This window comes from Pareuzebyella sediminis (assembly GCF_008367235.1).
In the GTDB taxonomy this organism is placed as follows: Bacteria; Bacteroidota; Bacteroidia; order Flavobacteriales; family Flavobacteriaceae; genus Pareuzebyella; species Pareuzebyella sediminis.
This window is the reverse complement of the sequence record NZ_VTZS01000004.1, coordinates 1-26,228: the sequence shown is the minus strand read 5'-3', so window position 1 is coordinate 26,228 and position 26,228 is coordinate 1. Positions and strand designations below refer to the sequence as shown.

Sequence of the window (26,228 nt, the reverse complement as noted above, 5' to 3'; positions counted from 1 at the left end):
CTAAACAAGGTGTGTGTAATAAAATAATACATGTTTACAAAAACAATTGATATAAATAATACTTTCTTCCCCGGTCATGAAATTGATGACCCAAAATGGTTCTCCGGAAGAAAATCTGATATTGAAAGAGCCTTACAAGCTTTAAGCAGAAAAGGAAATAGCGTAATTGTTTATGGGGAAAGAGGTATAGGAAAATCGTCTTTCGTTGCTATGATTAGAATGATAGCAGAAGGAAATACCTATTTAATCCATAAGCATGGCTTACATAAAAAATATAATAAAGACTTTTTCAACTATCAGATTGCTTCTATAACTTGTGATTCAGGGACTCAAAATGTTGAGCAAATTTTACAACGAATATTAACTAGTCCAGAGGGCTTAAAAAAAATAATAAAAACAAGATTAACTTCAACAGAACAACAATCAACCGATAGTGTGGGTCTTGGCCTCCTAAAACTTTTAAATCTTTCGTCAACTTCCACAGATAAACGCATAGAAAAAGCCATCGAAGAGAAATCAGTAATAGAAACCTTCACAAACGTGGTTTTAACAATTCAAAATGAAATATTACAAAAACAAGAAGAACTATTAATTGTAATTGACGAGTTTGACTTAGTTGAGAATAAAAGTAAACTAGCTAGCTTAATGAAAGCTCTATCAAAAGGAAAAGTGAAATTTTTAATATCAGGTATTGCATCAGATTATTCCGAATTAATAGAAGGGCATAAATCAGTTAACAGACTTTTATATCAAGGCAGGATAAAGATAACACCTATGACCGAAGAAGAGGTCAATAATATTTTTGATTTAGCTGAAGAAAATAATCACAATTTGATATCTTTTAATAGTAAAGTTAGAAAGATTGTTTTTGATATGTCTGCTGGATTCCCATATTTCGTTCAGCTCTGTGGTCAATAAGCCCTTGACGAATTTGCTGAATTAAAAGGATTTAAATCTAAAGGAACTATAAACAATCAACATCTTCTCAAAGGATTAGAAAAATTAGTGCAATATGAACCTGAGTTGGATACCTTATATTGTTCAATTATTGGTGAAGACAAAGAGCGTGAAATTGTGTTGAAGGCCCTTGCCGGTATGACTCCCCAAAGAATAAAACGAAGCGAAATACATAAACATTGCGCAAATATAGGAATCAAAAATCCTAAGAATGTAATTAAATACCTCTTAAGTTTTAGACATAAAGAGAGTGAGAATTATGAACAAATACTGAATAGTATTGGAAAAGATTATTTAGAATTTACTGATACAGTATTTAAAATATTTATTAGAATGAAAAGTGATAATTGTTAATTAAAACTAAGCACAACAAAACCTATAGGCAATAGCGCTCTTCGGGACGCTAATGTTCATAGCCAAACCGTTGGCAATAATTATGAAAAACCGAAATAAATGGATGACAAACTAATCAATTTTCACATTTATAGGTATCATCTTTTACCTATTGAAACAGCCAATAGGCAAATTGACTTATTTGAAAACAAAAAATTCACAATTGATGAAATCAAATTAAGGAAAAACGAATTTTTTGGAAAGGTTTTAGATAATCTCGTTGATTCTAAAAATAATAACCATCCACTAAAATTTGAGCATTACGAAGATGACTACTATCTTTTTAAGTTAGCTCAAAAAAAGACTACTACGATAACTCAAAATTTTGAAAACTTAGTTATTGATGATGAACCATATGTTTATGTCATTTTTAATAATAAATCAGACGTTCAGAAAATTGCTATTAGCGATAATACAGATGCATTTAGCAACCCTGACGTAGTAAAGAATATTTTGAAAAAAGTGTTTAGAAAAGACCTTGAAAAATATGGTCTAAACATTGAATTAGAAGCACTTTATGACAAAGTAGAGTTTTGGAGTTATGTTGGGAAACATCAAAATGAAATTACCTATATCAATTTTGAATTTATTAAGCCAAATCTTGCAAATATTTCAAGCAGTTTACCCAAAGTATTTAAGAACTTTGCAGACAACACTAATAGTCACGAAAGTCACATCACAATAAAAGCCCCAAAAAAAGGGACGTTGGAGAATATTTCTAAAGACAATGAAGATGTAAAGGGTTTGGTTGACTATACTTCAGAAGGCGCAGGAAGTATAAAACTAAAAGTCAAAAACATAAGAAAACAATTAAATACAAAAGAAAATCCGGTTATCTTTCAAGTTAAAGAACTTGATATTGAAGGACCCGCTGAACAAGTAATTAAATTGTATAAAACCATAGTTGAATAATTGAATACTATAAAAAACTTATCATTTTACATTGTTCTAGGAATAATAATCACATTCCTTGGAAAATTCTTGGAATCAGATTTTTTATTTAGATATCTCAAAGAAAACATAATTGGACTGCTATTGACACTTTTAGCTATCAATACAGCGACTTTAGGGTTAATAGCTTCTAAAATCCAAGACATTGTAGTTGATTATCCGAAATTCGACTTTTCCTCGACAATTAGGGAAATGAAAGCATCACTTTTAGAACAAATAATCCTAATTTGCTCGAGTGTAGTTACACTTTTACTTTTAGATAGTAACAAAATTGACTTTTTATACAAGAGAGATATTGGAAATGTTATCCTGACAACTGTATTAATTTATTCAGTTACTATACTTTGGGATACAGGAAAAGCTGTTTTTGTTGTGATAGAGGAATTACAAAATATGAATAAAAATAACAAATAACTAGTGCCAATAATGCCTCCTATAAAAAGCCCTAGTCCAGTGCTCCAAATCTTATTGCTATTTTCATTTAGCTCTCCCCTCCCCCTTTTTTTGTTTTGATGTACCTTGTTCTGCATAGCTAAACCAAGTACGGCACTTAAGAAATTCTACGTAGTCAAGGAATAGATAGATGGAAGTAGACAAACTATTTAAATCGTTAACCTACGTTCCAAAAATTTGGACGGCATTAAGTTATCCATTGCTAGTGTTGGTCAGCCTGATATTATTCTTCGGAAGAAACGTTGAACCTATCAGAATAGGTTCATTTCTAGAGGTAATGCCTGATTTTTATAGTCATATCTCAAATTTTTCACTTTCCTTTATCCTATACATCTCTATTGGATACGTAGGTATCATGTTTGGTTTGACAGTAAAAAACATAACTATCATAGGAATAGGTATCGTATCGGTAAACCTGATTATTGAGTTTCTACTTCCATTTTTGAATACGCCCGACACCTCTGATGCGCTATTTGGAACCATCGGAGTGATTTTAGGATTTGCTTTTCTTTTTTTAAGTAAAAACTATGGATTGAAAAAGAACGAACTATAAAAAACGAACGTACAACAATGGCCGTAATAAAAAGTCCTGGTCCGGTGCTCTAAATTTCGTTACTATTTCCCTTTTGCTTACCTCCCTTTTTTTTGTTTTGATGTACCTTGCATCGCATTGCTGAGCCAAGTGCGGCACCGACGTTCTGAACATCCGGATACATTTCGGTCGGGGTGTAGCTGCCAAGGTAAGTGGTGTCTTATGAGGTGGCTTTATACGCCCGAACGACGTGGACCTCATCGAAATAACCGTACTATTTTGTAGATTAACCCCATGGAAAACCTAGTTACGTATGCGCTGACCGTATTCATGGGCTTCTTTGCCATTATGAATCCCATTGCCAATACCCCCATTTTTTTGGGCCTTGTAGAGGGCGAAACGCAAGAAAGCAAAAAGCAAATTGCCCGCACCGGTACCTTGACCGCTTTTTTGATCGTGCTCGTTTTTGTTATTGCGGGGAAATATATATTTCAGCTCTTTGGGCTGACCATTCCGGCCTTCAAAATAACAGGGGGCATTCTGATCTTTTATGTGGGTTTTGAAATGCTGATGTCCCGAAAGTCCAAAATACATCGGAACAACGAAGAAAGTAATCCCAATAACCTGGCTATTTCCCCATTGGCGATTCCTATATTAGCGGGACCCGGAACTATTGTAACCGCGATGAACAGTGTTACCCATGCCGATTTTGTACATATCGGAATCGTCATTGCCATTTTTGCGTTACTTATTTTTCTAACGTATCTGGCCTTTGCTTTTAGTGAAAAAATAGTAGAAAAAGTGGGCACTAACCTGATTTCGGTCATCGGCAAATTAATGGGACTCATTCTTGCCATCATCGGAACCGGAATGGTTACGGAAGGAATCAAATTAACCTTCGATCTATAGAAACCAAAAGTACCATCGGGGCGCCAGGTAATGGATGGTTCCTGCCCCTACTGAATCAAGTGCGGTACAGACCTTCTGAAAATACGAGGGATGTTCCGTTGGGGCGTAGCTGCAAGCGCGCGACGGTGCCTTCCTCGCACTTTGGTAATCGGAGGCTTTCTCACGCTCCGAAAACCCATTGGACCCCATAATTTATACTCCAAATACCGTAAAATCTTAGGCCGGTGTCGCGCAGCGCACTGCGGCCGGAGAACTATAAAGTGGATCTTATGGAAAGACAGATAGCCACTTTATAGTTGACGATTTTTACTATATTTCCATAGCAATCACCTAACGGCATGAAGCAGGTCGTTGGCCACGGGCAGAATGCCCACGGTCCTAATTTGAAACTTTCAATTGACATCTATAAAAAGACAATATGGAAGAACAATATTTCAACGAAATTAGGGAACGATTCTGCTTAACATCCCCAGAAATTAGAACCGGAAAAATGATGCGTTCCGAAGCTATCACCTATCAAGGAAAAGTATTTGCCTTTTTCTCCCGAAAGAAACGAATGGTATTCAAGCTGGGAAAAGAGTTTGACCCGGACAGTCTTGGTATAGATATACAAGTATTTAATCCGTTCAAAAATCGGGGGGCCTTACACGGTTGGTTCGAAGTTCCTTTTACGGGTAAAGAGCAATGGGAGCCTCTCACAAAAAGAGCGCTCGGCGTACTAAAAAACGAACTATGATGTATCAAAAGTATTTATATCTTGCTTTGTTGGGTTACAAGGGGAGCAAGCAAAACGTTTAAATCAGGTCTTCCCTCCGGCCGTTATAAAAACACCGTATATTGGTAGAAAAACATTTGTTGCCATGAGCAAATTTCCTTGTTTATATACCGGTATTCCGCTAATTAAATGAAACAAGTACCGACCCTATTCATGGGTATTAATTTCTTAAACCAGTTTTGAAAAAAGTATAGTAATGAAACAATACTTGATTCTTTTGAAAGGGAAAAAAGAATTGGACTATTCACCCGAAGAGCTTCAAAAGCGATTAGAAGCTTATAGAATATGGGTGACAACGATTCATGACCATTATGTTACGGATAATCGTTTAGAAAGACGAGGGGCCCACCTCACTAAAAAGGATGAAATAGCTACGGATGGTCCTTTTTTGGAAGCTAAAGAAATTATTGCAGGTTTTATAATTATAAAAGCGAGCAATCTGGATGAAGCCGTTGAAATTTCCAACTCATCTCCACTCCTAGATTATTTTGAAATGTATGTGAGACCAATGATCGCTCATGAATAAAGCTTCTCCAAATCAATTGACCGAACATTTTTTTAGGCATAATCACGCCAAAATCGTGGCTATATTAGTGCGCTATTTTGGATTGAAAGAGGTAGAGATCGCTGAAGATATCGTACAAGATACGTTAATTGAAGCCTTGGAAAAATGGAGTGTACGATCTATTCCTGATAATCCGGAAGGTTGGTTGATGGATGTTGCCAAAAAGAAAACCATTAATTTCTTAAAGCGACACCAAAATTTTCAATCTAAAATAGCTCCGAACCTAATAGGCAAATCTTTATCCAGTACAGGTAGTTCTGTGGAGAAGGACAGTACCCTGAGGATGATCTTCACATGTTGCCACCCTACGTTGCCCAAGGAGTCTCAAATTTCACTGGCATTGAAAACCTTATGTGGGTTTACGGTAAGTGAAATTGCAAACGCTTTATTGACGAACGAATCTACCATCAACAAGAGGCTTTACAGAGCTAAACAGAAGTTTAGAGACGGTACGATTGCCTATCAAATTCCCAAGGATGGTGCGCTGCAAAAAAGGTTGGAAGGTGTTTTTTATACCCTTTACTTATTATTTAACGAAGGGTACTACTCTTCCCATAGTGAGAAAATAATCAGAATGGATCTATGTTTTGAATCCATCCGTTTGTTAGAGGAGGTGATAGCTTCTTTTCCCAACTCGCAACAAGCCAAAGCATTATTGGCTTTAATGTATTTTTGTGTTGCCCGTTTCGAAAGTAGAATGGATGAAAAAGGGGCAATTGTTATCCTTGCCGCGCAAAACAGGAAATTGTGGAGTAAAGAACTAATCGCTAAAGGAATGAACCAATTACTTCAATCTACTAAAAGTAATGAGGTTAGTAGCTACCACTTACAAGCAGGAATAGCAGCAGAACACTGTTTGGCCGATAGTTTTGAATCAACCAATTGGGAAAGCATTTACCAACAGTACGTAATTCTTGAAAAATTAAACCCCAGTATCATCATTACCTTCAACAAAATCATTGCTAAATTTTATGGGATAAACCGAGAAGAAGCGCTATCCGATCTCCTAGCGTTAAAAAATGAACCCGAACTACAACATAATGTACATTACTTCACCTCAATTGGTCTTTTCTATACACAATTGCAACATCATGAAAAAGCAGTCCCTTTTTTTGAAACTGCTCTTCGAATATCAAAAATACCGGCCGAAAAAGCCCTGATCAGACGCAAACTGCAAAATTAACGGTCGAGTTTCTCTACATACTCTTTCAACCCTGCTACATATTGGGGAGGTGCTTTCTTAAACTGCGGTCTGATCAATAAAGCATTCATCAATCTTCCAAGAATTCCGTATTTCAACTGGTATGAAAATGAGAACGTAACTTTAGTTTTTTTTCCAATTTCAATTAAATCGACCTTTCCTTCCATAAAACGGTAGGGAGGAAGCATTTTTCCTCCGATCACTTGCAAAATAAACGAACTGCCCTCATCCCATTGCACAACCTCTTCCACCATTTGACCCATTGGCAGCAACTCACAATGCCGTTTTGCACCCATTCCACTTTTTACAGTGGAAATAGCATGTGATTTTTTAACTAGGGGGTGGAATTTTTCAATGTCACCAATAGGACTTAGTACCTCCCAAACCTTTTCTTTTGATGCGTTAATCTCTGTTACGGAAGCAATAATAGTCGCTCCCTTTTCCATTCTCAGAACTGCTTTGCCCATTTTGTGTGCTGTTTCTATAATGTCAAATAAGAAAATGGAAATAGGACAGGTATTTAATATAAGAATGCCAGGTACTCAAAATGTATTAGATAAATAGCGATTTGTCGGTCCAATTTTAGTTCAAAACTATTTGGTAATTTTATGGTGATTTCAAAATGACTGGTACAAAATGAAAAAAGTGACCCTCGATAATTATATGGATAGCCATTATATTCACCGAAGCAATTGGCTACGGGCCGCTGTTTTGGGAGCCAATGATGGTATTATTTCCGTATCGAGTCTGGCGATCGGGGTGGCCGCGGCCAGTGCCACACGGGAACCGGTTGTGTTGGCTACAGTGGCCGGACTCGTGGCAGGTGCCTTATCGATGGCCGCCGGAGAGTATGTGTCGGTAAGTTCACAAACCGATACGGAGAAAGCGGATATCGAGCGAGAAAAAAAGGAACTGCTGGAAATGCCGGAAGAAGAGTTGCACATCTTGGCGCAAATCTATGAGCAACGAGGGTTGAAAAGTGAAACGGCAATGCTGGTGGCCCAAGAACTGACCGAAGCAGATGCTTTGGGCACCCACATACGGGATGAACTGGGTATCAATGAAATAACCAAGGCCAATCCCATTCAGGCCGCATTGGCGTCCGGTGCTTCCTTTTTGGTGGGTGGCGTTTTGCCCCTAGCGGTGATTCTTTTTGCCCCCATACCCCAAATGGAATATTGGCTGTATGCGTCAACGATCATTTTTCTAATGATTTTAGGTGCCACGGCGGCAAAAACCGGAGGGTCAAGTATTAAGAAAGCCATCCTTAGAATTACGGTTTGGGGTACCATCGCCATGGGGCTTTCGGCCTTGGTGGGCTATCTCTTCGGTGTTCAAGTATAAGGATTTATGCTAAAAGAAGGATAGCGGGCCTTGGGTCATGGCACCGTCATCGCCCAGTGCTGAAAATGAAATTTCAACGACATCCCATGAAAACGATACGAGGTACGATTCTACTAATAGTGGGCTGCATGATTTTGGCCTGCTCTAGCACGGAAAATGATCCTAAAACCCAAGTCTATGCGATTTTACAGGATTCCGTGCTGTCGATGGCCCACACATGGGTGGACGAAGTGCCCAAGACCGTTACCTCCTACTCTTGTGCGCGTAGTTCCGGAGGCCTTCATGATTTTTACTCGGAGGGGGATTATTGGTGGCCGGATTCCACTGATCTCGAGGGTCCTTATGTGCGTCGGGATGGGTTGACCAATCCGAATAATTTTACGGCACATCGGGAAGCCTTACTTCGCTTTAGCGAGATCGTGGGCACTCTTACTTCCGCCTATCTAATATCGAAAGACCCCCTCTATGCAGAGGCGGTATTGAACCACTGTAATGCTTGGTTTCTGGATGAACGTACCCGAATGAACCCTCATTTGCTGTATGCCCAGGCCATAAAGGGAAGGCATTCCGGTAGGGGCATAGGCATCATAGACGGAATACACTTTATGGAGGTGGTGCAATCGTTGATCGTTTTGGAGCACTATGGCTTGATCGATGGCGAAAGCATGGCGGGCTATAGAAAATGGTTTTCCGAATTTCTAACGTGGCTCACCACCCACCCGTATGGTAAAGACGAGATGGTTCACCCCAATAACCATGGCACATGCTGGAACATGCAAGTGGGACTATACGCCGTTTTTACAAAGAACGACCGTATTCTTTCGTTGTGTAGGGAGAACTATAAAAACAACCTTTTGCCGAATCAAATGGCCGATGACGGAAGCTTTCCTCTTGAACTGGAGCGCACCAAACCCTATGGCTATTCGCTCTTCAACCTTGATGCGATGGTTATGAATTGTTGGATACTTTCCGATACCTCGCACGACCTTTGGGCGTACACCACCGACACTAATAAATCCATTGCACTCGGATTGGAGTTTATGGCACCCTTCATTGAACATAAAAACAAATGGCCCCTAGCCCCCGATGTGATGTATTGGGAGCAATGGCCCGTGGCACATCCGTCCATGCTGTTCGGGGCCATAGCATTGCACAAGCCCGATTACTTTGACCTTTGGAAAAAGGAGTCCCATTTTTATGACATCTTCGAGGTTAAAAGAAACGTACCCATTCGAAATCCTTTGATTTGGCTCGCTACTGCCGACCTCTGAATCGTGCTTTTATTGTTGTTGTAATTCCAGAGGGTTCGGCCCGCTCGTTTGTGATGGCCCACCCGGCCAAACCGTAGGGAACCACTGCCATTTTGGGGTGCACCAAGGCTGTGGGACCAAGCCCTTTTTTTATTCCCCCTTGGCATCCACTAAGCCCATCCCGTAAGGGTTTAAGGGTTTTATAGTATCTTAGGGAGCTAATGGATAAGCATCAATGATCATATATCTAGGTTGTTCCGCATTTGATCACAAATGAAAATATTGGATAAAGAAATAGAGACCGATTACAAAAATCGAATTAACCGGGTTTTTGAATTCATTGACAAAAACTTGGAATCGGATTTGTCATTGGACACCGTTTCGAAAATTGCTTTTTTCTCTCCATTTCATTTTCATAGAGTTTTCAAATTTGTTACTGAAGAAACGCTAAATGAATATGTGACAAGGCGAAGAATTGAAAAATCAGCTTTGGATTTACTGCATAAAAACATCACGACAACAGAAATAGCCCATACATATGGATTTAGTGATAATTCTTCATATTCAAGAACTTTTAAAAAGTACTTTGGAATAAGTCCAACAAGATTTATCAAGGAAAACCCGAATAGACATAGCAAGATTCGTCAACTTAAAAGCAAGAACGGACAAGAATATCCTAACCCCGAAAAATACATTTGCATCATTAATAAACTAAAGAAATGGATAGAAATGAATGCAAAAATTGAAATTAAGGAAACACCTGAATTGAATCTTGCGGGAGTAACACACGTTGGAGTAAACGGAATTGAAAACGCTTTTGAAAAGCTTACAAAGTGGGCCATACCAAAAGGCTTACTAAACAATTCAGAAGCTAAAATGGGAAGAGTCTTTTACGACAGTTTTAAAGTCACGGCACCTGATAAAGTTCGTATGAGCATATTTTTGACAACAAATGAACCTTTTGAAACGGAGGGAGAGGTTAACAAACTGACCATTAGAGGAGGAAGATGTATTGTCGGACATTTTGAAATCAAGCCTATCGAATTTGAGAAATCTTGGACAAGTCTCTTTATTTGGATGAATGAAAACGGATATAAAAAGAGTAATGAAAATCCATTTGAAATATATCACAATGATTACAGGGAGCATCCTGAAAATAAATTCATAGTTGATTTTTATATTCCAATTGAATAAAAAATGCTGTACAACAACGGGCATCGTGCATGTCCTACGGGACACGCACCATACCTAAAACGTTGGTGGCAATTAAAAAAAGAGACAATGAATAAAATGATTGTTGAAGAGTTTGAAACTGTTTTTAAAGAAAAATGAATAAATCTGTCGACAACTATTTTAAGGAAGGTTGCGGCCGATGTCCCCTCGGAGGCACACCTGAATGTAAAGTGCATACTTGGACTTCAGAACTGGAGCTGTTGAGAAAAATAGTCCTTACCTGTGGGCTGACAGAAGAATCTAAATGGGGCGTTCCTTGCTACACTTTTCAGAACAAAAATATTCTTATGGTAAGTGCCCTAAAAGAATATTGTAGTATCGGCTTTTTTAAAGGATCCTTGCTGAGTGACGACAAAAACCTATTGGTGAAACCTGGCCCAAATTCACAGGCAGTAAGGCTTTTTAAGTTTAAAAGCAGTAATGAAATTATTACTATCGAAGATGACATAAGGGCTTATATCTTTGAATCTATCGAGGTTGAAAAAGCTGGACTAAAAATTCAATTCAAAAAGAATCCCGAACCCATACCAGAGGAGTTTGACGCAAAATTGGAAAAAGACCCGATTTTGAAAACCGCCTTTGAAGCACTGACGCCTGGAAGACAGAGAGGTTATATTCTTTATTTTTCACAACCCAAGCAATCGAAGACAAGAATATCTAGGATTGAAAAGTGTGAGCCTATGATATTGTCGGGAATAGGATTACATGACCACTATAAATCCATGAAAAGATAAAAACCTACCGATATCATTAATACCACTGAGTAATGAAAACAAATAAAAACGACCCAAAGAAAAGTGAGATAGTCGATGGGTATACGATTAAGTATCATGCCAACGGAGCGACCATTTGGTCAAAAGGTAAAATCATAAATGACCAACCAGAAGGATATTGGGAGTGGTATCGTCTGGATGGAACTATAAAACGATCCGGAGCATTTGAAAAAGGCGAACCCGTAGGCGAATGGACTACTTATGACAAAGAGGGCAACGTATATAAAGTCACAAAAAAATAAAAAAAGAACGGCCCCCTAGAAGAATAGCGCATGCCCTTAGGGATACGCACCATACGCAAACCGCTGTAGACCTACCACAAAAAACAAAGCTTGGCGACGTTATTTAATTAGATACTCCTCCTGAAAAAGAAAAGAATGCCATACAGAAACTACAAGATGAAATTAAATATAATTGCGATTATTTATTGCACATTTTGTTGGGTAATATACGGTTGCGCCCAAGATATCTATGTGACCGCAAACGGAAACAATGCGAATTCAGGAACAAAAGAGAATCCTGTAGCAACCCTTGAAGCTGCACGCAATTTAATCCGACAATATAAAGTGACGAATGATATGCCCAAAGGCGGTATAACGGTATGGATTGGTAAAGGGCAATATGATCAGGACAAACCTTTCATTCTAAATGAAAACGACTCAGGTGACCCTGACAGTCCAATTGTTTGGCGCGCCTTGCCTGAGGAGCAGGTACGTATTACGGGGGGCAAAAGTATTGCTCCTGAAAATTTTAAAAAAGTTACCAATAGATCTGTTTTAAAACGATTGACAAAAAAGGCCGCAAAAAATGTACTTCAGGTAAACTTAAAAGAACTTGGTATTTATGATTACGGAGAAATAACGCAATACGGCCATGCCATGTCCGTAACCCCATCACAATTAGAGGTTTTTTTTAATAGCGAGGCCATGACATTGGCGCGGTATCCGAATGAGGGCTATATAAAAATCGGAAAGGTTATCGATAAGGGATCTGTACCTCGTACGGGTGATTATAGCGATCGAGGAGGAACATTTCAATATACAGACCCCAGGCACGATAAATGGGCCGGACAAAAAAATGTGTGGTTTCAAGGGTCTTTTATGTACGGATATGCCGATGATAATATTTTGGTTGAATCTATAGATGTAAAGAAGAAAGAAGTTAAACTATCGAAACCCTCTTTATATGGAGTAGGCAGTGGGCGTGATTTTCGGCATTATGTCGCCTATAATATTCTTGATGAATTGGATAGTCCGGGAGAGTGGTATTTGGACCATGAATCGGGCCTTTTGTATTTCTGGCCGCCGAGTGGCATGAATGATAGTTACATCATGGTTTCCATACTGGAAGATCCTATTATTAGTTTAGAAGGAGCGAGTTATGTCACCCTACGAGACCTGACCATTGAAGTAGGCAGAGGTATCGGCGTGTATATAGAAAGAGGATCTACCAATTTAATTGCCGGATGTACGGTTAGGAACGTTGGTACCAGTGGTATTTTTATGGGGCAAGGCGCTAAGCAAACCTTTCCCCATGTGACACACGACGATTATGAAGGGGTACCCATTTCACGACAAATAGGAAACCTACAAGGGCATATTTATAAATACACACATTGGGATAGAAAAGCAGGTTCCAATCACGGTATTTTAAGTTGCGATGTCTACAATACGGGTAGCGGGGGTATTTATTTAAGCGGTGGAAACAAGCGAAAATTGATACCGGGCAATAATTATGTAGAGAATTGTAAAGTACATAATTATAATAGGCGTAATAAATTTCTCTGGTCCGGAATCAATATCGATGGTTGCGGCAATCGAATCTCGCATTGTGAAATTTTCAACTCCGAATGGCAAGGGATTTACGTTCATGGGAATGAACATCTTTTTGAATATAATAATATTCATCATGTAACCCTGAACTCCGATGATACTTCGCCTTGGTATATTGGCAGAGACCCAAGTGACAGGGGGAACATCATCAGGTATAATTATTTTCATCATATCGGTAATCCCGATCGTATGAATATGGGTATTTACTGTGATGATTCGAGTACAGATGTACTGGTATTTGGAAATGTGTTTTATAAAATGAACACAAACCATGGGGCGTTGTTCACCAATAGTGGTTGGGATTTAAGATTTAAGAACAACATAGTCATTGAACCCATAAAATATACGGTTGAAATATCGGCACATTATTATACGTGGTACAGCGGAGGTGGGCCCTCTATGTTCGGTGAAAACGGACTTTTAAGAAGGCGTTTGCTAGAAAATGTGAATATATATCAAAGTCCTTATTCTGAAAGATATCCAGCGTTACATAAGTATCTGAATCCTATTATTGACGGAGAAGAGTGGGAAGGAATGCGGGCCAGAAGAAATGTGATGGCCAACAATTTAATTGTCGGGGGGCCTGAAGACCCCTTACATTTAGTGGGTGGCGAACATGCACAATGTACCTATGTCAACAATTATAGAACAGATGAAGATCCAGGTTTTGAGGATTATAAAAAAGAGAATTTCAACCTGAGACCTGATTCGAAAGTGTTCGAGAGAATTCCAGGATTTAAAGCCCTTCCCTTTGATCAAATGGGATTATATCTCGATCAATACAGAAAAAAATAGTGTCATTAAAATAGTTCAACCAAATACAAAAAGCTTACTCGCTAGTCATTACGACCCATACATGAAATTCCACAGTAAAAAAGATATTCTATGTAGTGGTGTAGTCCTTGAAACAATGGTATAGGGAGACAGGTATTCACCTATTAGTTACCGGTTTTTGCTATATTTCCATAGAAATCAACGAACTGCATCACACAGGTCGGTAGCCACTATTTAAAAAAAACCAAATACCCAAATTATGTACACAGGCAAAGTATATCGCATAATCGACATGGCGAGATGGACGCGCTTTGAAACGTTTTGGTTCATTTTCATCATTGCAATATGGGCTTCCATCTATTATTTCCTGGAATTAGATAGGTTCAGAATCCCATGGACTCCGATGGCCTTAATAGGAACAGCGGTTGCATTCGTGATCGGGTTCCAAAATAATGCGGTATACGGACGAATTTGGGAAGCCCGGAAAATCTGGGGAGGTATCGTCAACACTTCGCGTACTTTTGGTGTATTTGTTCAAGATATGCTCTCCGATGAACATACAAAAGAGCCTGTTTCCAAGGAGAGCATTAAGGAAGAAATAAAAGTGTTGACGTATCGGCATATCGCATGGATGACCGCGTTGAGATATGCCATGCGAAATAAAAAACCATGGGAAACCACTAGCCACCATAAAACGAATACCGAATGGGGTATTCGGCCGCCCGAACAGAATGCTACTTTGCAGGAGGCCCTTAAACCCTATCTGTCGCAAGGCGATCTAGAAAATGTGATGAACATAGATAACCACCAAACGGCACTACTGTATCTGCAATCACATCATATTAAAAAATTAAAGGACCAAGGAATTATATGGGAGTTTTCATTTCTTGAACTTGAAGGGCTCATCAAAGAACTCTTCACCCTTCAAGGGCAAACGGAACGCATCAAGAATTTTCCCTACCCCCGACAATATGCGTCCCTAAACCACTATTTTATGTGGCTGCTTTTGCTGCTCCTGCCCATGGCCTTAGTGCCACAATTCATGGATATTGGAAAAGAAATTGCCGTTGATTATCCCGTATGGAGAAATCTTTTTATGTGGTTTACTATTCCCATTTATACAGCGGTCGCCTGGATGTTCCATACTATGGAACGGATTGGTCGAACCGGTGAAAGCCCTTTTGAGGGAACGTCAAACGATGTTCCTATATCAACCATTTCACGGGGCATTGAAATAGATTTAAGACAAAATCTAGGAGAGGATAAAAGCGAAATACCCGCTCAGTTCCCCGCTGATTTCGGAGTGCAATTCTAATACTGCGGGAATAAGAGAACTTCGTACATATCGCTATGGCGCAGTTTCGAACCTAAAACGGGACAAACAGTCTTCATCAATCTATTTGAAAGTATAGTAGCCGGCGGAATGCTACAACACTATACATCGCTTTAAAGGCTTCATTAACCCAACTAAAGTGGACTCTTTTTTCGCCTCCTATTTTGCAATAGCAAACCCGAATTTCTTGGTCTTTATTATGATTCATCACCCCTAACCCCAAAAGCTAATCAGTACTTACCGTTTTTAGCGCTCTAGGTCACTTCGCCTAGGCAGGCCATTTTAAAACTTACCCAATAAATATATGTCTTGAGTGATTAATGTTACAGACCATACGGAATCGGATTTATACCTTTGTTCAAGGAAGATTAACAACTAAAAAGTATAAAAATGAACAAGATAAATGCCATCGGACTTGACAAGGACAAAGCAAAATATCTTTCCGAAAAATTAAATGAGCTTTTAGCCAACTATTCCATTTTTTATCAAAATACTCGGGGCTATCATTGGAACATAAAAGGGGAGAAATTCTTTGAATTACATTTGAAATTTGAAGAATTGTACAATGATTTACTTTTGAAAATAGACGAAGTTGCAGAACGAATTTTAACTTTAGGGCACACGCCAAAGCACAATTATGCAGACTATCGCATTACTTCAAAAATAAAAGAAAGTGTACAAGTGAGTGACGGAACAAAGGCAGTTGAAGACATTTTAGCCTCTTTTCAAACCATCATAGTACTTCAACGGGAATTACTTACCATATCTTCAGATGCTGATGACGAAGGAACAAATGCACTAATGAGTGATTATATTAGGGAACAAGAAAAATTAGTTTGGATGTATTCTTCATTTTTAAACAGATAAACCCTACTAGAGCTCCCAGCTAAGAATGTGTAAAAATAGGTGAAATAGTAGTAAAATCAAGGCTTTAAATCCGTTTGAAACTTGGTGCTTCACCGAAATTTTGGTGCTTCGAAAGCAGCTCACTTTTTATATATACTCACTATCGTAAGCCATGTAAGGCCTGAAACAATGCATCACTTTTCCAAAAAAATTAAGCGTATTTGAAAAGAGCGTTTTCCATATTGATGATCGTGGCATTGATGCTTTCCCACCTGACCAAGATCGGGATTCTGATTGACTTTAAAATCAACCAAGAATTTATTGCAGAAGTGTTATGTATCAATAGGGAGAAACCAATGACTACGTGCAATGGAAAATGCTATCTATCCGAACAACTAAGAAAAGTAGAAGAACAAGAAGAAAAACAAGCGCCTGCGAGCAAAAAGGAAACATTTGAAGTCTTTTATTATTGTTTTGAGGGTTCATTCGATTGGTTGCCTTTTACGTACAATTATGAGAACAAACTCAACCCTGGCTATGAAGATGAATTTTATGCGTCGTCTTTCATAGCTGCTATTTTCCACCCACCGAAACTCCATTTGACATCCTTGATTTGATTGGTCGAGTACCGATTATTTATGGACAAGCTGCTGAACATGGCAGACCTTGCCACCTTGGGTATGCACATGGCATACTGCCTTTTGTAAACTTTAAATCAATTTAAAATGAGTTTCAACAACATTTTGATGGTGGCCTTTTATTGGCTATCCTCAACACTAATTGCCCAATCTGAACCAAAAGAAATCAGGTTACTTGATGTGGATAGTGCCTTACCTATTGTAGATGCCACATTCGAATACGGTAAGCAGAACGGTCTATCCGACCAAAACGGTGTTATTCGTTTTTCGTATGTCGAAGGAGCGACCTTACTTTTATCACATGTGAACTATGGCTCATGGTCATTGTCAGGTGAAGCGCTTATCGCGGCCCTTGACAATGAAGTGCTTTACCGAAAAGAAGTTACGGTAAATCTTTATCCGGTCACCATCATCGCCGTTAAGCCACAAGGTGTTCAACCCGAAGGAAAAATCAAGATAGCGTATCAAGACCGCTTAGAACATGATGCGGCCAACATACTGAATCAAACCCCTTCATTCAATAGTATTCGCAAAAGTGGCAATTATGGTTTTGATCCGGTTTTTAGGGGGTTCAAGTACGATCAGCTCAATGTGGTACTGAATGGGGCGCAAAGTGCTACAGCGGCCTGCCCCAACCGAATGGATCCTCCCACAAGCCAAATGGCTCCTAATATGATGGACCGTATTGAAATATTTAAAGGTCCGCATGCGCTGCGATTCGGAACTGGATTTGGCGCTACCATCAATTTTATTCCCGCAAAATTACGGTTCAGTAGTACTCCTGACCTTTATGGACGCTTATCCAGCGGATACGAGAGCAATGGGAACCTACTGAGAGGAGAAAGCCAGTTCGGAATAAGTGGCGAAAAATATGATATCGGCTTTTTTGCATCCTGGTCTCAAGGCGATGATTACACCACCGGAAACAACGAAACCGTGCAAGCAGATTTTAGCAGAAAAAGCTTTGGAACCAATATCGGCATTAGATTAACTTCCAATCAACAGTTGCGGCTATCAGCCACGTACAACAGGGCACGGGACGCCGACTTTCCTGCTTTGCCTATGGATTTAAGGGCAGATGACACTTGGCTGTTCAATGCGCGACATGACGTACAATTTGAAGGCAAGACCCTACAAAGTTGGAACACTACGCTCTTTGGGTCGTTTGTCGATCACCTGATGGACAACCTGTTAAAACCTTTGGATCCGCGAATGATGAATGCCGAGACCTTCGCCACAACCTATAATTATGGAGGTAGAACGGAAGGTGCTTGGAAATTTTTAAAAGGCAAAATGTATGCCGGTGCAGATCTTAGGGTAGAAGGGGCCGAAGGCACAAGGGTTCGGGAGTTCTTAATGAGCCCGATGGCTGGAAATACAGTGGAAGACAATGCCTGGCAAGATGGTCGAATCAGTAAAATTGGGCTTTTTACCGAATACCACATCAATGGCAGGTCATTGGACTACATCATATCCGGTCGGATGAATATTAATACCGCCGATGTAAATGACCCAACCCAAGAGTTTACCCAGGTCAATCCTGAAACCCAGATCACCCAAGTTAACCCCAATATAAGCATAGGTATATTAAAAGGTTTCGGAAATAAGCTGCAAGCAGGCGTATGGTTGGCACGGGCGCAACGAAGCGGAAGTTTAACGGAGCGATTTATCAATTATTTTCCTGTTGGTCAGGATCCTTTTGAAATGTTGGGCAATCCGCAGTTGGCACCGGAGGTCAATTATCAGGCTGATTTGACCTTTAAGTGGCCCCTCGCCAAAAACTCAAGCCTTCATGTAGATCTATTCGCGGCGTACTTGCAAGATTATATCTCATCTGTAATTGATACTACATTAGCACCAAGGCTTCCTGCGAGTCCGGGCGTCCGTCAGTTTATAACTATTGATGAGGCGTTCAAGACCGGGTTTGAAGTGAGCTGGAATCAGGGTCTATTTGCAGGCTTATCCCATCGCATGGGCCTTGCCTATACCTATGGGCAAGACTTGGAACGAGACGAACCTCTACCTGCCATTGCCCCATTGGATATGCGCTATTCCCTTTACGGCACCTATTTCAAAGATCGGCTTAGACCCGAAGTGATTTTCCGCTATGTCGCCGAACAATCAAGGGCTTCAACCGAATTTGGTGAAACCGCAACTCCTTCCTTTAGCTTGCTGGATGTTGAAATTGGGTATCAAATCACCTCTAGTTTTTCTGTAAACGCGGGAGTCAACAACCTGTTGGACGAGCATTACTTTGAACATCTTAACCGTTCGGTAAGAGGTACCAACGCGCCCATTTATGCCCCTGGAAGAAATTTTTTTACGAATCTCAACTTTACCTTTTAAATAGCCGATGGCGTATTTTTATTTCGCGCTACCGAATTTTAAATACGACAACGGCATACAAGATGGTAGAAGGGCAATAGTGGATAAAGAGAATCAAGGTCGGTGCACTTGATAAAGTTTGTGCTGGCGAACAAGGTATCGCCTTGAAATCTGCTATTGCGCTTCTACTTGACCGTTGCGTTGCATTGGGCCTCACCTTTCGTCTTAGGGAAAGCTTAAAATGGAACACTTTCTCCATGATTTAATTACTTCTTCGACGAATTCGTAAGAAATAGTTTAACCGTATCTTTACGGTATTCGATTTGGGTATATTCCACTTTACGCGTTGCACAGCTAGTTCATGTCAAAATTACCAAAAGCGCACAAATTTGTTGATCTTTCAGACTATGGAAGACCAATAGCCAAAGTCATTGCGAATGCCTTAAAGAATACGTCTTTCACGCCTATTCATGTTACCATTGCCTTTATACTATCGGGTCTCGTTGCCATCTATTGTATGCTTCAAGGGTATTTCTGGCTGGCCGCATTCTTTTTAATCGCTAAGTCTATTTTAGACGCTGCCGATGGTGAATTGGCCCGCGTGACACAAAAACCATCGTATACAGGTCGTTATTTAGATTCTGTAGCCGACATTATATTGAATGCTTTGTTTCTCTTTTCCGTATGGTATATTACCGACACTTCCGTTTGGATATATCTTTTAGCCTTTGCAGGCATGCAGTTACAAGGTACACTCTACAATTACTACTATGTAATTTTAAGAACTAATTTTGCCGGTGATACTACTAGCCGCGTGTTTGAAAACAACACACCGATCGCGTTGGAAGGCGAAAGTCAAAAGCATGTGAATATTCTTTTTGGGATGTACAAACTGTGTTACGGCGTTTTTGACAAGGTCATTTACGCCTTCGATAGCAAAGCAGCTAAAGGCACCGTTTTGCCAAATTGGCTGATGACAGGTGTTTCTACGTTTGGCTTGGGTTTTCAATTGCTCCTTATTGCGGCTATGCTTGTGCTCGGCTTAGAAGCGGTTATTCTCCCTTTCTTTTCGGTGTATACCGTTATGGTTTTTGTTTTTATTGGTATTAGAAGGTTTTTAGCACCAAAAGAGAACGGCAAAAAACACTCTACCACACTCTACTAACGCCCCGTATACGACCGTTTATTCCTATTCTCTTTGGCGTATTCGGGCCTATAATTCGCCGAAACGAAGTCCTTTTCGATCAACCCAAACTAATGATAAAACCAAATTATCAAAGAGTTGGGGGAGTTTTACTATCTTAGGACGACCAGTACCACACGAATACGTATTGTCCACAGAACAATGACATTGAAAAATTTTTTAAAGGGTTTAGGCATCTTGGCGATACTGCTCACCTTGATTCCATTGGTAGCAATGAATTTCTGGTGGATTCGCATGTTTGATTTCCCCCATCTTCAACTCACGTGCTTCACCCTCATTACCCTTTTGGTCTACTTTATTCGATTTGATGTAAAATCAAAAGGTGATTATTTCTTTTCCCTGGCGTTGGTCGCATGTTTCATATTTCAATTATTGAAAATATGGCCCTATACCCCACTTGCGCCTTTAGAACTTTTAGATGCACAAACCGCTAAGGTCGAATCTCGATTAAGAATTTTCACCTCAAATGTCAAACAAAAAAACAAGGATTGGGGAAAAGTAGTCTCGGAAGCACGAAAATACGATGCCGATTTGCTCTTATTTACCGAAACCGATCAATGGTGGGCCAATAAATTACAATCGGCCTTTTCGGGGGCCTATACCTACCACGAATCGATTCCCTTGGATAATACCTACGGAATGATTTTGTTCTCTAGGTATCCGTTACAAAACGCTTCCAAGCAATATATGGTCGATGATAGCATACCATCGATACACGGTCAATTGAAAATACCGGATGGAAACTTGATCCAGTTACACGCCATACACCCCACTCCCCCTATGCCGCAAGAAAATCCAAAGTCCACAGCGCGTGATGCGGAACTAATGAAGGTTGCCTTACAAAGTAAAGAATCTTCCCTACCTGTGGTGGTACTTGGCGATTTTAATGATGTAGCCTGGTCACAGAGCACTCAATTGTTTCAGCAGGTAAGCGGTCTTTTGGATATGAGAAAGGGCAGGGGTTTTTATAACACCTACAATGCCGAAAATTTTTTAATGCGTTGGCCTTTAGATCATCTGTTTATTTCAGACGACTTTCGTTTTGGTACTATGAGAAGGGGTGAAAAGGTGGGTTCGGACCATTATCCATTTTTTGCAGAGATCTATCTTGAACCTACGGGTTCTGAAAAACAACGCAAAGAGCCTCCTACCGAACATCAATTAAAACAGGCCCGGGACGAAATTAAAAAAGCGAGAAATAATAAATAGACCATATGCCTCTGGTTCATTAGCGTTGCACTTCAAAATTACTGGCAAGGGCTTCAAAAGTGGTCCCGTGCAGTACGGATGGGTTTTGCTATCTAAAGGAGATACTGGATATATCATCAATGATCATATTCCTACGTTAGCTATAATTAAAAACAAAAAAATGAAACTATTAACACTTTTATTTGGACTATTTTTTTCCGTGGCATGTTTTGGGCAACAAACCAATAGAGAGCTTAAAACGGTCACCTTTTCAGGTAGTGGGTATGAATTAGGGATTCAGCATGGCACCAAACTAAAAAAAGAGATTGCAGAAATAATAAGTGCTTGGAAAAAAAATACTTCAAATGAGTTGGGAAGGGATGCTGACTTAGTACTTAAAGATTTTTTTAAATATGCTGACTTTCATGAATCGATCAAGAAATGGACTCCAGACCTTTATGAAGAAGTTAGAGGGATAGCAGTAGGGTCAGGTCAAGAACTAAATGATATTATGGTTCTAAATTTACTAGATGAATTTTGGGTATACATAAACAACTTAAATAATCATCATTGTAGTGGACTAGGGGTTCCATCAAGAAATGGTGTACCTGGATACATTTCTCAAAACATGGACCTTGAAAACTATACAGACGGATTTCAGGTTCTTATGCGATTAAACCGAACAGACAACCGTCCGGAACAATTAATCCTTACTCACCCTGGATTAATAGCATTGAATGGATTAAACGAAGAAGGTATTGGAGTATGCGTGAATACTCTAATGCAATTAAAAGCTTCTCACGATGGATTGCCAGTTGCCTTCGTGGTGAGGCGTATTATTAATTCAACCAATAAACAAGATTTACTTTCGTTCATTCAAACTATAAATCACGCCTCAGGTCAGAATTATATTATTGGTTTTAAGGGAGAGATCTATGATTTTGAAGCCTCAGCCAATAAAGTTGTTAGATACAATCCTAATAATGAAAATGGAACCGTTTATCATACCAATCATCCAATAGTGAACGATGACGTGAAACCATGGTTCGAAAATTACAATCCGAATTTAAAAAAAGAGTTTCAGCCGACAAGTTCTAATAGTCATCTGAGATTCAGAGCTGTCGAAAATAGAATGAAATTTAGTTCAGAAATTGGAACAGCCGAGATAAAAAGAGCATTACGCTCCAAAGATGACGAAAATAATCCCGTTTGCAGAGCAAATTTTAGGGACGGACGTGGATTTACATTTGCTTCAACTATCATGACTCTGACGGGCGAACCAAATATTCAAATTATTGCTGGCCCTCCGGATGAAGCTGATTATGAAAGAGTGGACTTTAGTACTAAACAATAAAAACTATTGCCAACAAGAGGTATAGTGCATACCCTTCGGGACACGCACCATACCCAAACCGTTGGCATTCATTTTAAATAATCCTATGAAAAAATATCTCTGGATAACATTCTTTGCGTCCCTAATTCTCTCTGGAAATGGAAAACTGGATTTTTCTATAGTAAAGCAATCAGAGAAAATCCGACTCTCAGAAAGGCAATTACAGTTAATTACCGATTGTATGGACTTGCTCCCGAATCAAGCGCAATTATCAATAGCGTTAATTGAAAACGGGAACGTAAACTTTGTGGGGTTCAAAAAAGAGAATGATTCGGTAGTGCCAATTGACAATTCGGGTAACGTTTACGAAATTGGTTCCATCACCAAGGTCTTCACCGCTACCTTACTTGCCGATTTTGTTTTGGACGAAAAAATCCGCCTTGAGGACAATATCAATGAGCACCTTGATTTTTCTCTGAAAGACAACATTCAGATTACTTTCGAGCAACTGGCGACCCATACCTCGGGGCTGCCCCGTGTACCCATTAGCCTAAGCTCCCCTGATCTGAGTTTGGAGAATCCTTACAAGGACTACGGAGAAGATAAATTGAGACTTTATCTCACAGAAAAGCTGGAATTGATTGGTGAACCGGGAACAAGTTCCTCTTATTCCAATCTGGGTTTTGGTCTCTTGGGCTATCTGCTGGGAAAAATTGAGCATTCCACGTATGAAGATTTACTACAAACCAAAATATTTTCCGAATATCAGATGTCCAATTCAACGACCAATCGTGACTTAGTGAAGGAAAAACTGGTACGGGGATTGAACGACAACGGCAATGGGGTCCCGAATTGGGATATGGGCGTGCATATGGGTGCGGGAGGAATATTATCCAACGTTAAAGACCTATCAAAATTCGCCCTTGCCCAATTCGATGATAAGAATCTGGACTTAAAATTGACCAGGGCAAAGCATTTCACCGTGGACGAAAATTACTCGGTAGGTTTGGCTTGGGGCTTGATCAAGACGGATTCTGGTGAAGTTTGGGACTGGCATAACGGTGGCACAGGAGGATATACATCCTCAATGATCCTGAACACCGAATCCAAAAATGGCACAATAATTTTATCAAATATTTCCGCTCTTGGCAAATTGACCGCAAATGTTGCAGGATTGGCCCCTGAACTTATGAAAACAATTCAATAAAACGAAATGCCAACAAAATGTATAATCAATTGCGGGCGGAATTTCCACATGGAAATTCCTGCAATCGATTATCGGCAATACTGATAAATAATTACCGTTCTTTAAACCTAAAATGATCATACATAGACCGTTGTGTATCATTTTAACTAAACTAAATCTGATGTTTCGGTATGTTATCATATCATCAATGATTCTCTTTTCTTCATGCCATAAAAAGCATGAGAATAAAAATGTGCCGCAGTTACAAACCAACAAATATACTTTTCATTCAGAAATTATGGGTGAAGAAAGAAGTTATGCTGTTTATTCTCCCACAACATTTGAGCAAAAGACCCCTTTGCCTGTTTTATTTATTTTAGATGGCCCTAGCTATTTTTCTTTTTTTAAAGCTTTATCTGATCAATGGGGTAACAAAAAAGAAATTGTATTACCAGAAATGATAATCGTAGCAATTAAACAAAATAATCGTAGTTCAGAGTTTCTTCCTTCCTACATTGATGATGGAAAAGGCGATAAGTTCTTACGACATATTGAAAAAGAGTTAATTCCAGCTATAGAATCTAGCTACAATGTCTTGCCTAATAGAACACTATTCGGCCATTCAAGAGGAGGCCTGTTTGCTCTCAATGTACTTCTTACAGCACCAGAATTATTTAATAATTTTATCGTTTCTGACCCAAGTATATCCCTTGGGAATTCAACTTTAATTAAAAGATGGAATAGTACACAATTAAGCTTTGATGATCACAATAACAATGTTTTTGTCGGTCTAGCTGACACCAAGGAGGGATACTCCCTAGATTATGTTCTTGATACCAATTCAGATGCGTTCCCGCATATGCGAACCATTTGGTCCTTTTGTGAAAAATTAGAAGCGGATTCAATTAATAACCAAAATTTTAAATGGAAGTACTATGAGGGGTTTGGACATGGTACAATACCGGCGATGGTTGCCATGGATGGTCTTTTATCTGTCTTTGAATACTACCGAATGGACAAGTATGGACTTATATATAGCCATTTAAATGGAATCATAAATTATGACCAATTTAAACAAAAAATTATCAGTCACTTTAAGGAAATTTCGGAAAGAATGGGTTCGAAGGTTCTTCCATATGAGTCATTAATATTTGAATATGGACAGATTTTTCTTGAGGAAAAAATGAATGATAAGGCTATTGAAATGTTTCAATGGAATGTTGACAATTTTCCAGAAAATACTAGAAGCTTGGAAAAGTTAGAAGAGCTTTCTATATGACAAAGCATATTTAATATTATGAAATTGAAAAGTAATTGGACGATATTTTTAGTTGTGACATCGTCTTTTGTCGCTGGCGTTATTTTTACCCTTCTATTTACTGAATATCAAAGCGAGAGAGAAAATAAGAAATCCGAAATTAAAACACTCAATGAAGTCATTCGGGGATTGAGTAACCTTAAAGAAGAAATCATTGTAAATCTTGAGGACGAGATCGATGCAAAATCGGCTTGTGAATATATACTAAAGAACTTTGAAAATACTGTAGGTGAAACAGATTCTTTAAAACTTTCACTGACGCTTGCATGGGTCTATACTCATCTTCAGCCTGACTACGGACCAATTGAATATCTTACGCGTGCTCCTGAAGCTATAATATCAAATGAAGGGCTTCGATTTGAAATCCTTGACTTCTATAGATTAGGACTTCCAGCTACGGTAAGTGAATCCAAAATCCGTCAAGAATATATTGAAAAGGTAAAAATGTTAATGCCCAAGTGGTTCAAGTCATTCAATACCAATACGTATAACTATGAGGGTATCGAAATTATAAATTATGAGAAATTAAGGGTTGATAACGAATTATTATTTCATCTCAAAACCCAACTAATCGAAACAAAACGCTACTCATATGAACTTAAGAATATGCTGAATCATGTTAATAAATTAATTGAAAGAAGTGAGAGGGAACTCAAAAATTTATGATAATAAGAAAACGATACACAACACCGGCTATAATCCATTGCATACTGAATACTAAACCAAAAAAAAGTACCTTTAGCTAGGCTCGATTCCTACTCCGAAAATCCTATGGAATTTCCTCGCAACGGAATCATAGCCAAACCGTTGTATAACATTTTGACCCGTCCTGAAATATGTATACAAAACACTTCAAGTATATGTATAAAAATGATGGATATGTAAGACGTTATAGCGAGAGCTTTAAACTAAAAG

26 protein-coding genes are annotated in these 26,228 nt (G+C 39.1%); 25 read left to right on the top strand and 1 reads right to left on the bottom strand.

The window, feature by feature from the left end:
* Positions 1–30: 30 nt before the first annotated feature.
* From F2B13_RS14285 to F2B13_RS14245, 9 genes are all read left to right on the top strand, one after another.
* Positions 31–918 (top strand): nSTAND1 domain-containing NTPase, encoded by an 888-nt coding sequence (locus F2B13_RS14285; RefSeq protein WP_149304496.1) that lies wholly within the window; start codon positions 31–33, stop codon positions 916–918.
* A gap of 105 nt (positions 919–1,023) precedes the next feature.
* Positions 1,024–1,311, top strand: a complete 288-nt coding sequence (locus F2B13_RS14280) for a hypothetical protein (protein ID WP_149304495.1) — start codon at positions 1,024–1,026, stop codon at positions 1,309–1,311.
* A gap of 99 nt (positions 1,312–1,410) precedes the next feature.
* The gene (locus F2B13_RS14275) at positions 1,411–2,262 is read left to right on the top strand and encodes a hypothetical protein (protein WP_149304494.1); all 852 of its coding nucleotides are present in this window, start codon (positions 1,411–1,413) and stop codon (positions 2,260–2,262) included.
* Entirely contained in the window at positions 2,263–2,715 is a 453-nt protein-coding gene (locus F2B13_RS14270; RefSeq protein ID WP_149304493.1) for a hypothetical protein, read from the top strand.
* Positions 2,716–2,884: 169 nt separating this feature from the next.
* Positions 2,885–3,307 (top strand): hypothetical protein, encoded by a 423-nt coding sequence (locus tag F2B13_RS14265; protein WP_149304492.1) that lies wholly within the window; start codon positions 2,885–2,887, stop codon positions 3,305–3,307.
* 273 nt (positions 3,308–3,580) lie between these two features.
* On the top strand, positions 3,581–4,195 hold the full coding sequence (locus tag F2B13_RS14260; RefSeq protein WP_149276460.1) for a MarC family protein: 615 nt from the start codon (positions 3,581–3,583) through the stop codon (positions 4,193–4,195).
* A gap of 418 nt (positions 4,196–4,613) precedes the next feature.
* Positions 4,614–4,931, top strand: a complete 318-nt coding sequence (locus F2B13_RS14255) for a hypothetical protein (protein ID WP_149304491.1) — start codon at positions 4,614–4,616, stop codon at positions 4,929–4,931.
* A gap of 235 nt (positions 4,932–5,166) precedes the next feature.
* Positions 5,167–5,496: a YciI family protein gene (locus tag F2B13_RS14250; protein ID WP_149304490.1), complete on the top strand. Its 330-nt coding sequence runs from the start codon at positions 5,167–5,169 to the stop codon at positions 5,494–5,496.
* The gene (locus F2B13_RS14245) at positions 5,489–6,718 is read left to right on the top strand and encodes an RNA polymerase sigma factor (protein WP_149304489.1); all 1,230 of its coding nucleotides are present in this window, start codon (positions 5,489–5,491) and stop codon (positions 6,716–6,718) included. Before F2B13_RS14250 ends, F2B13_RS14245 begins: the two co-directional genes overlap by 8 nt.
* Here the strand turns inward: F2B13_RS14245 and F2B13_RS14240 are convergent.
* Positions 6,715–7,203, bottom strand: coding sequence for an SRPBCC family protein (locus F2B13_RS14240; protein WP_149304488.1), 489 nt, complete (start codon positions 7,201–7,203; stop codon positions 6,715–6,717). The genes F2B13_RS14245 and F2B13_RS14240 overlap by 4 nt on opposite strands.
* A gap of 169 nt (positions 7,204–7,372) precedes the next feature.
* Here F2B13_RS14240 and F2B13_RS14235 point away from each other — a divergent pair, with 169 nt between their 5' ends.
* The 16 genes from F2B13_RS14235 to F2B13_RS14160 all read left to right on the top strand — a co-directional run bounded on the left by F2B13_RS14235 (position 7,373) and on the right by F2B13_RS14160 (position 25,979).
* A complete protein-coding gene (locus F2B13_RS14235; RefSeq protein ID WP_149304487.1) occupies positions 7,373–8,080 on the top strand; it encodes a VIT1/CCC1 transporter family protein in 708 nt (235 codons plus the stop codon).
* Positions 8,081–8,166: 86 nt separating this feature from the next.
* On the top strand, positions 8,167–9,351 hold the full coding sequence (locus F2B13_RS14230) for an alginate lyase family protein (RefSeq protein WP_149304486.1): 1,185 nt from the start codon (positions 8,167–8,169) through the stop codon (positions 9,349–9,351).
* 252 nt (positions 9,352–9,603) lie between these two features.
* Positions 9,604–10,524 (top strand): AraC family transcriptional regulator, encoded by a 921-nt coding sequence (locus F2B13_RS14225; RefSeq protein ID WP_232625242.1) that lies wholly within the window; start codon positions 9,604–9,606, stop codon positions 10,522–10,524.
* Positions 10,525–10,658: 134 nt separating this feature from the next.
* Complete coding sequence (locus tag F2B13_RS14220) at positions 10,659–11,297, top strand: YdeI/OmpD-associated family protein (RefSeq protein ID WP_149304485.1); 639 nt, start codon at positions 10,659–10,661, stop codon at positions 11,295–11,297.
* 32 nt (positions 11,298–11,329) lie between these two features.
* A complete protein-coding gene (locus tag F2B13_RS14215; protein ID WP_149304484.1) occupies positions 11,330–11,578 on the top strand; it encodes a toxin-antitoxin system YwqK family antitoxin in 249 nt (82 codons plus the stop codon).
* 156 nt (positions 11,579–11,734) lie between these two features.
* Positions 11,735–13,963 (top strand): right-handed parallel beta-helix repeat-containing protein, encoded by a 2,229-nt coding sequence (locus F2B13_RS14210; protein WP_198440134.1) that lies wholly within the window; start codon positions 11,735–11,737, stop codon positions 13,961–13,963.
* Positions 13,964–14,201: 238 nt separating this feature from the next.
* Positions 14,202–15,257, top strand: coding sequence for a bestrophin family protein (locus tag F2B13_RS14205; RefSeq protein WP_149304482.1), 1,056 nt, complete (start codon positions 14,202–14,204; stop codon positions 15,255–15,257).
* Between the two features lie 408 nt (positions 15,258–15,665).
* A complete protein-coding gene (locus tag F2B13_RS14200; RefSeq protein ID WP_149304481.1) occupies positions 15,666–16,142 on the top strand; it encodes a Dps family protein in 477 nt (158 codons plus the stop codon).
* A gap of 200 nt (positions 16,143–16,342) precedes the next feature.
* Positions 16,343–16,738, top strand: a complete 396-nt coding sequence (locus F2B13_RS14195; protein WP_149276453.1) for a hypothetical protein — start codon at positions 16,343–16,345, stop codon at positions 16,736–16,738.
* A 108-nt stretch (positions 16,739–16,846) separates the two neighbouring features.
* The gene (locus F2B13_RS14190; RefSeq protein WP_149304480.1) at positions 16,847–19,105 is read left to right on the top strand and encodes a TonB-dependent receptor domain-containing protein; all 2,259 of its coding nucleotides are present in this window, start codon (positions 16,847–16,849) and stop codon (positions 19,103–19,105) included.
* Positions 19,106–19,445: 340 nt separating this feature from the next.
* The gene (locus F2B13_RS14185; RefSeq protein ID WP_149304479.1) at positions 19,446–20,249 is read left to right on the top strand and encodes a CDP-alcohol phosphatidyltransferase family protein; all 804 of its coding nucleotides are present in this window, start codon (positions 19,446–19,448) and stop codon (positions 20,247–20,249) included.
* A gap of 180 nt (positions 20,250–20,429) precedes the next feature.
* The gene (locus F2B13_RS14180) at positions 20,430–21,497 is read left to right on the top strand and encodes an endonuclease/exonuclease/phosphatase family protein (protein ID WP_149276450.1); all 1,068 of its coding nucleotides are present in this window, start codon (positions 20,430–20,432) and stop codon (positions 21,495–21,497) included.
* Between the two features lie 67 nt (positions 21,498–21,564).
* The gene (locus tag F2B13_RS14175) at positions 21,565–22,830 is read left to right on the top strand and encodes a C45 family autoproteolytic acyltransferase/hydolase (protein ID WP_149304478.1); all 1,266 of its coding nucleotides are present in this window, start codon (positions 21,565–21,567) and stop codon (positions 22,828–22,830) included.
* A gap of 85 nt (positions 22,831–22,915) precedes the next feature.
* Complete coding sequence (locus F2B13_RS14170; RefSeq protein ID WP_149304477.1) at positions 22,916–24,016, top strand: serine hydrolase domain-containing protein; 1,101 nt, start codon at positions 22,916–22,918, stop codon at positions 24,014–24,016.
* Between the two features lie 160 nt (positions 24,017–24,176).
* Complete coding sequence (locus tag F2B13_RS14165; RefSeq protein ID WP_198440133.1) at positions 24,177–25,274, top strand: alpha/beta hydrolase; 1,098 nt, start codon at positions 24,177–24,179, stop codon at positions 25,272–25,274.
* Between the two features lie 18 nt (positions 25,275–25,292).
* The gene (locus tag F2B13_RS14160; protein ID WP_149304475.1) at positions 25,293–25,979 is read left to right on the top strand and encodes a hypothetical protein; all 687 of its coding nucleotides are present in this window, start codon (positions 25,293–25,295) and stop codon (positions 25,977–25,979) included.
* Positions 25,980–26,228: the final 249 nt, after the last annotated feature.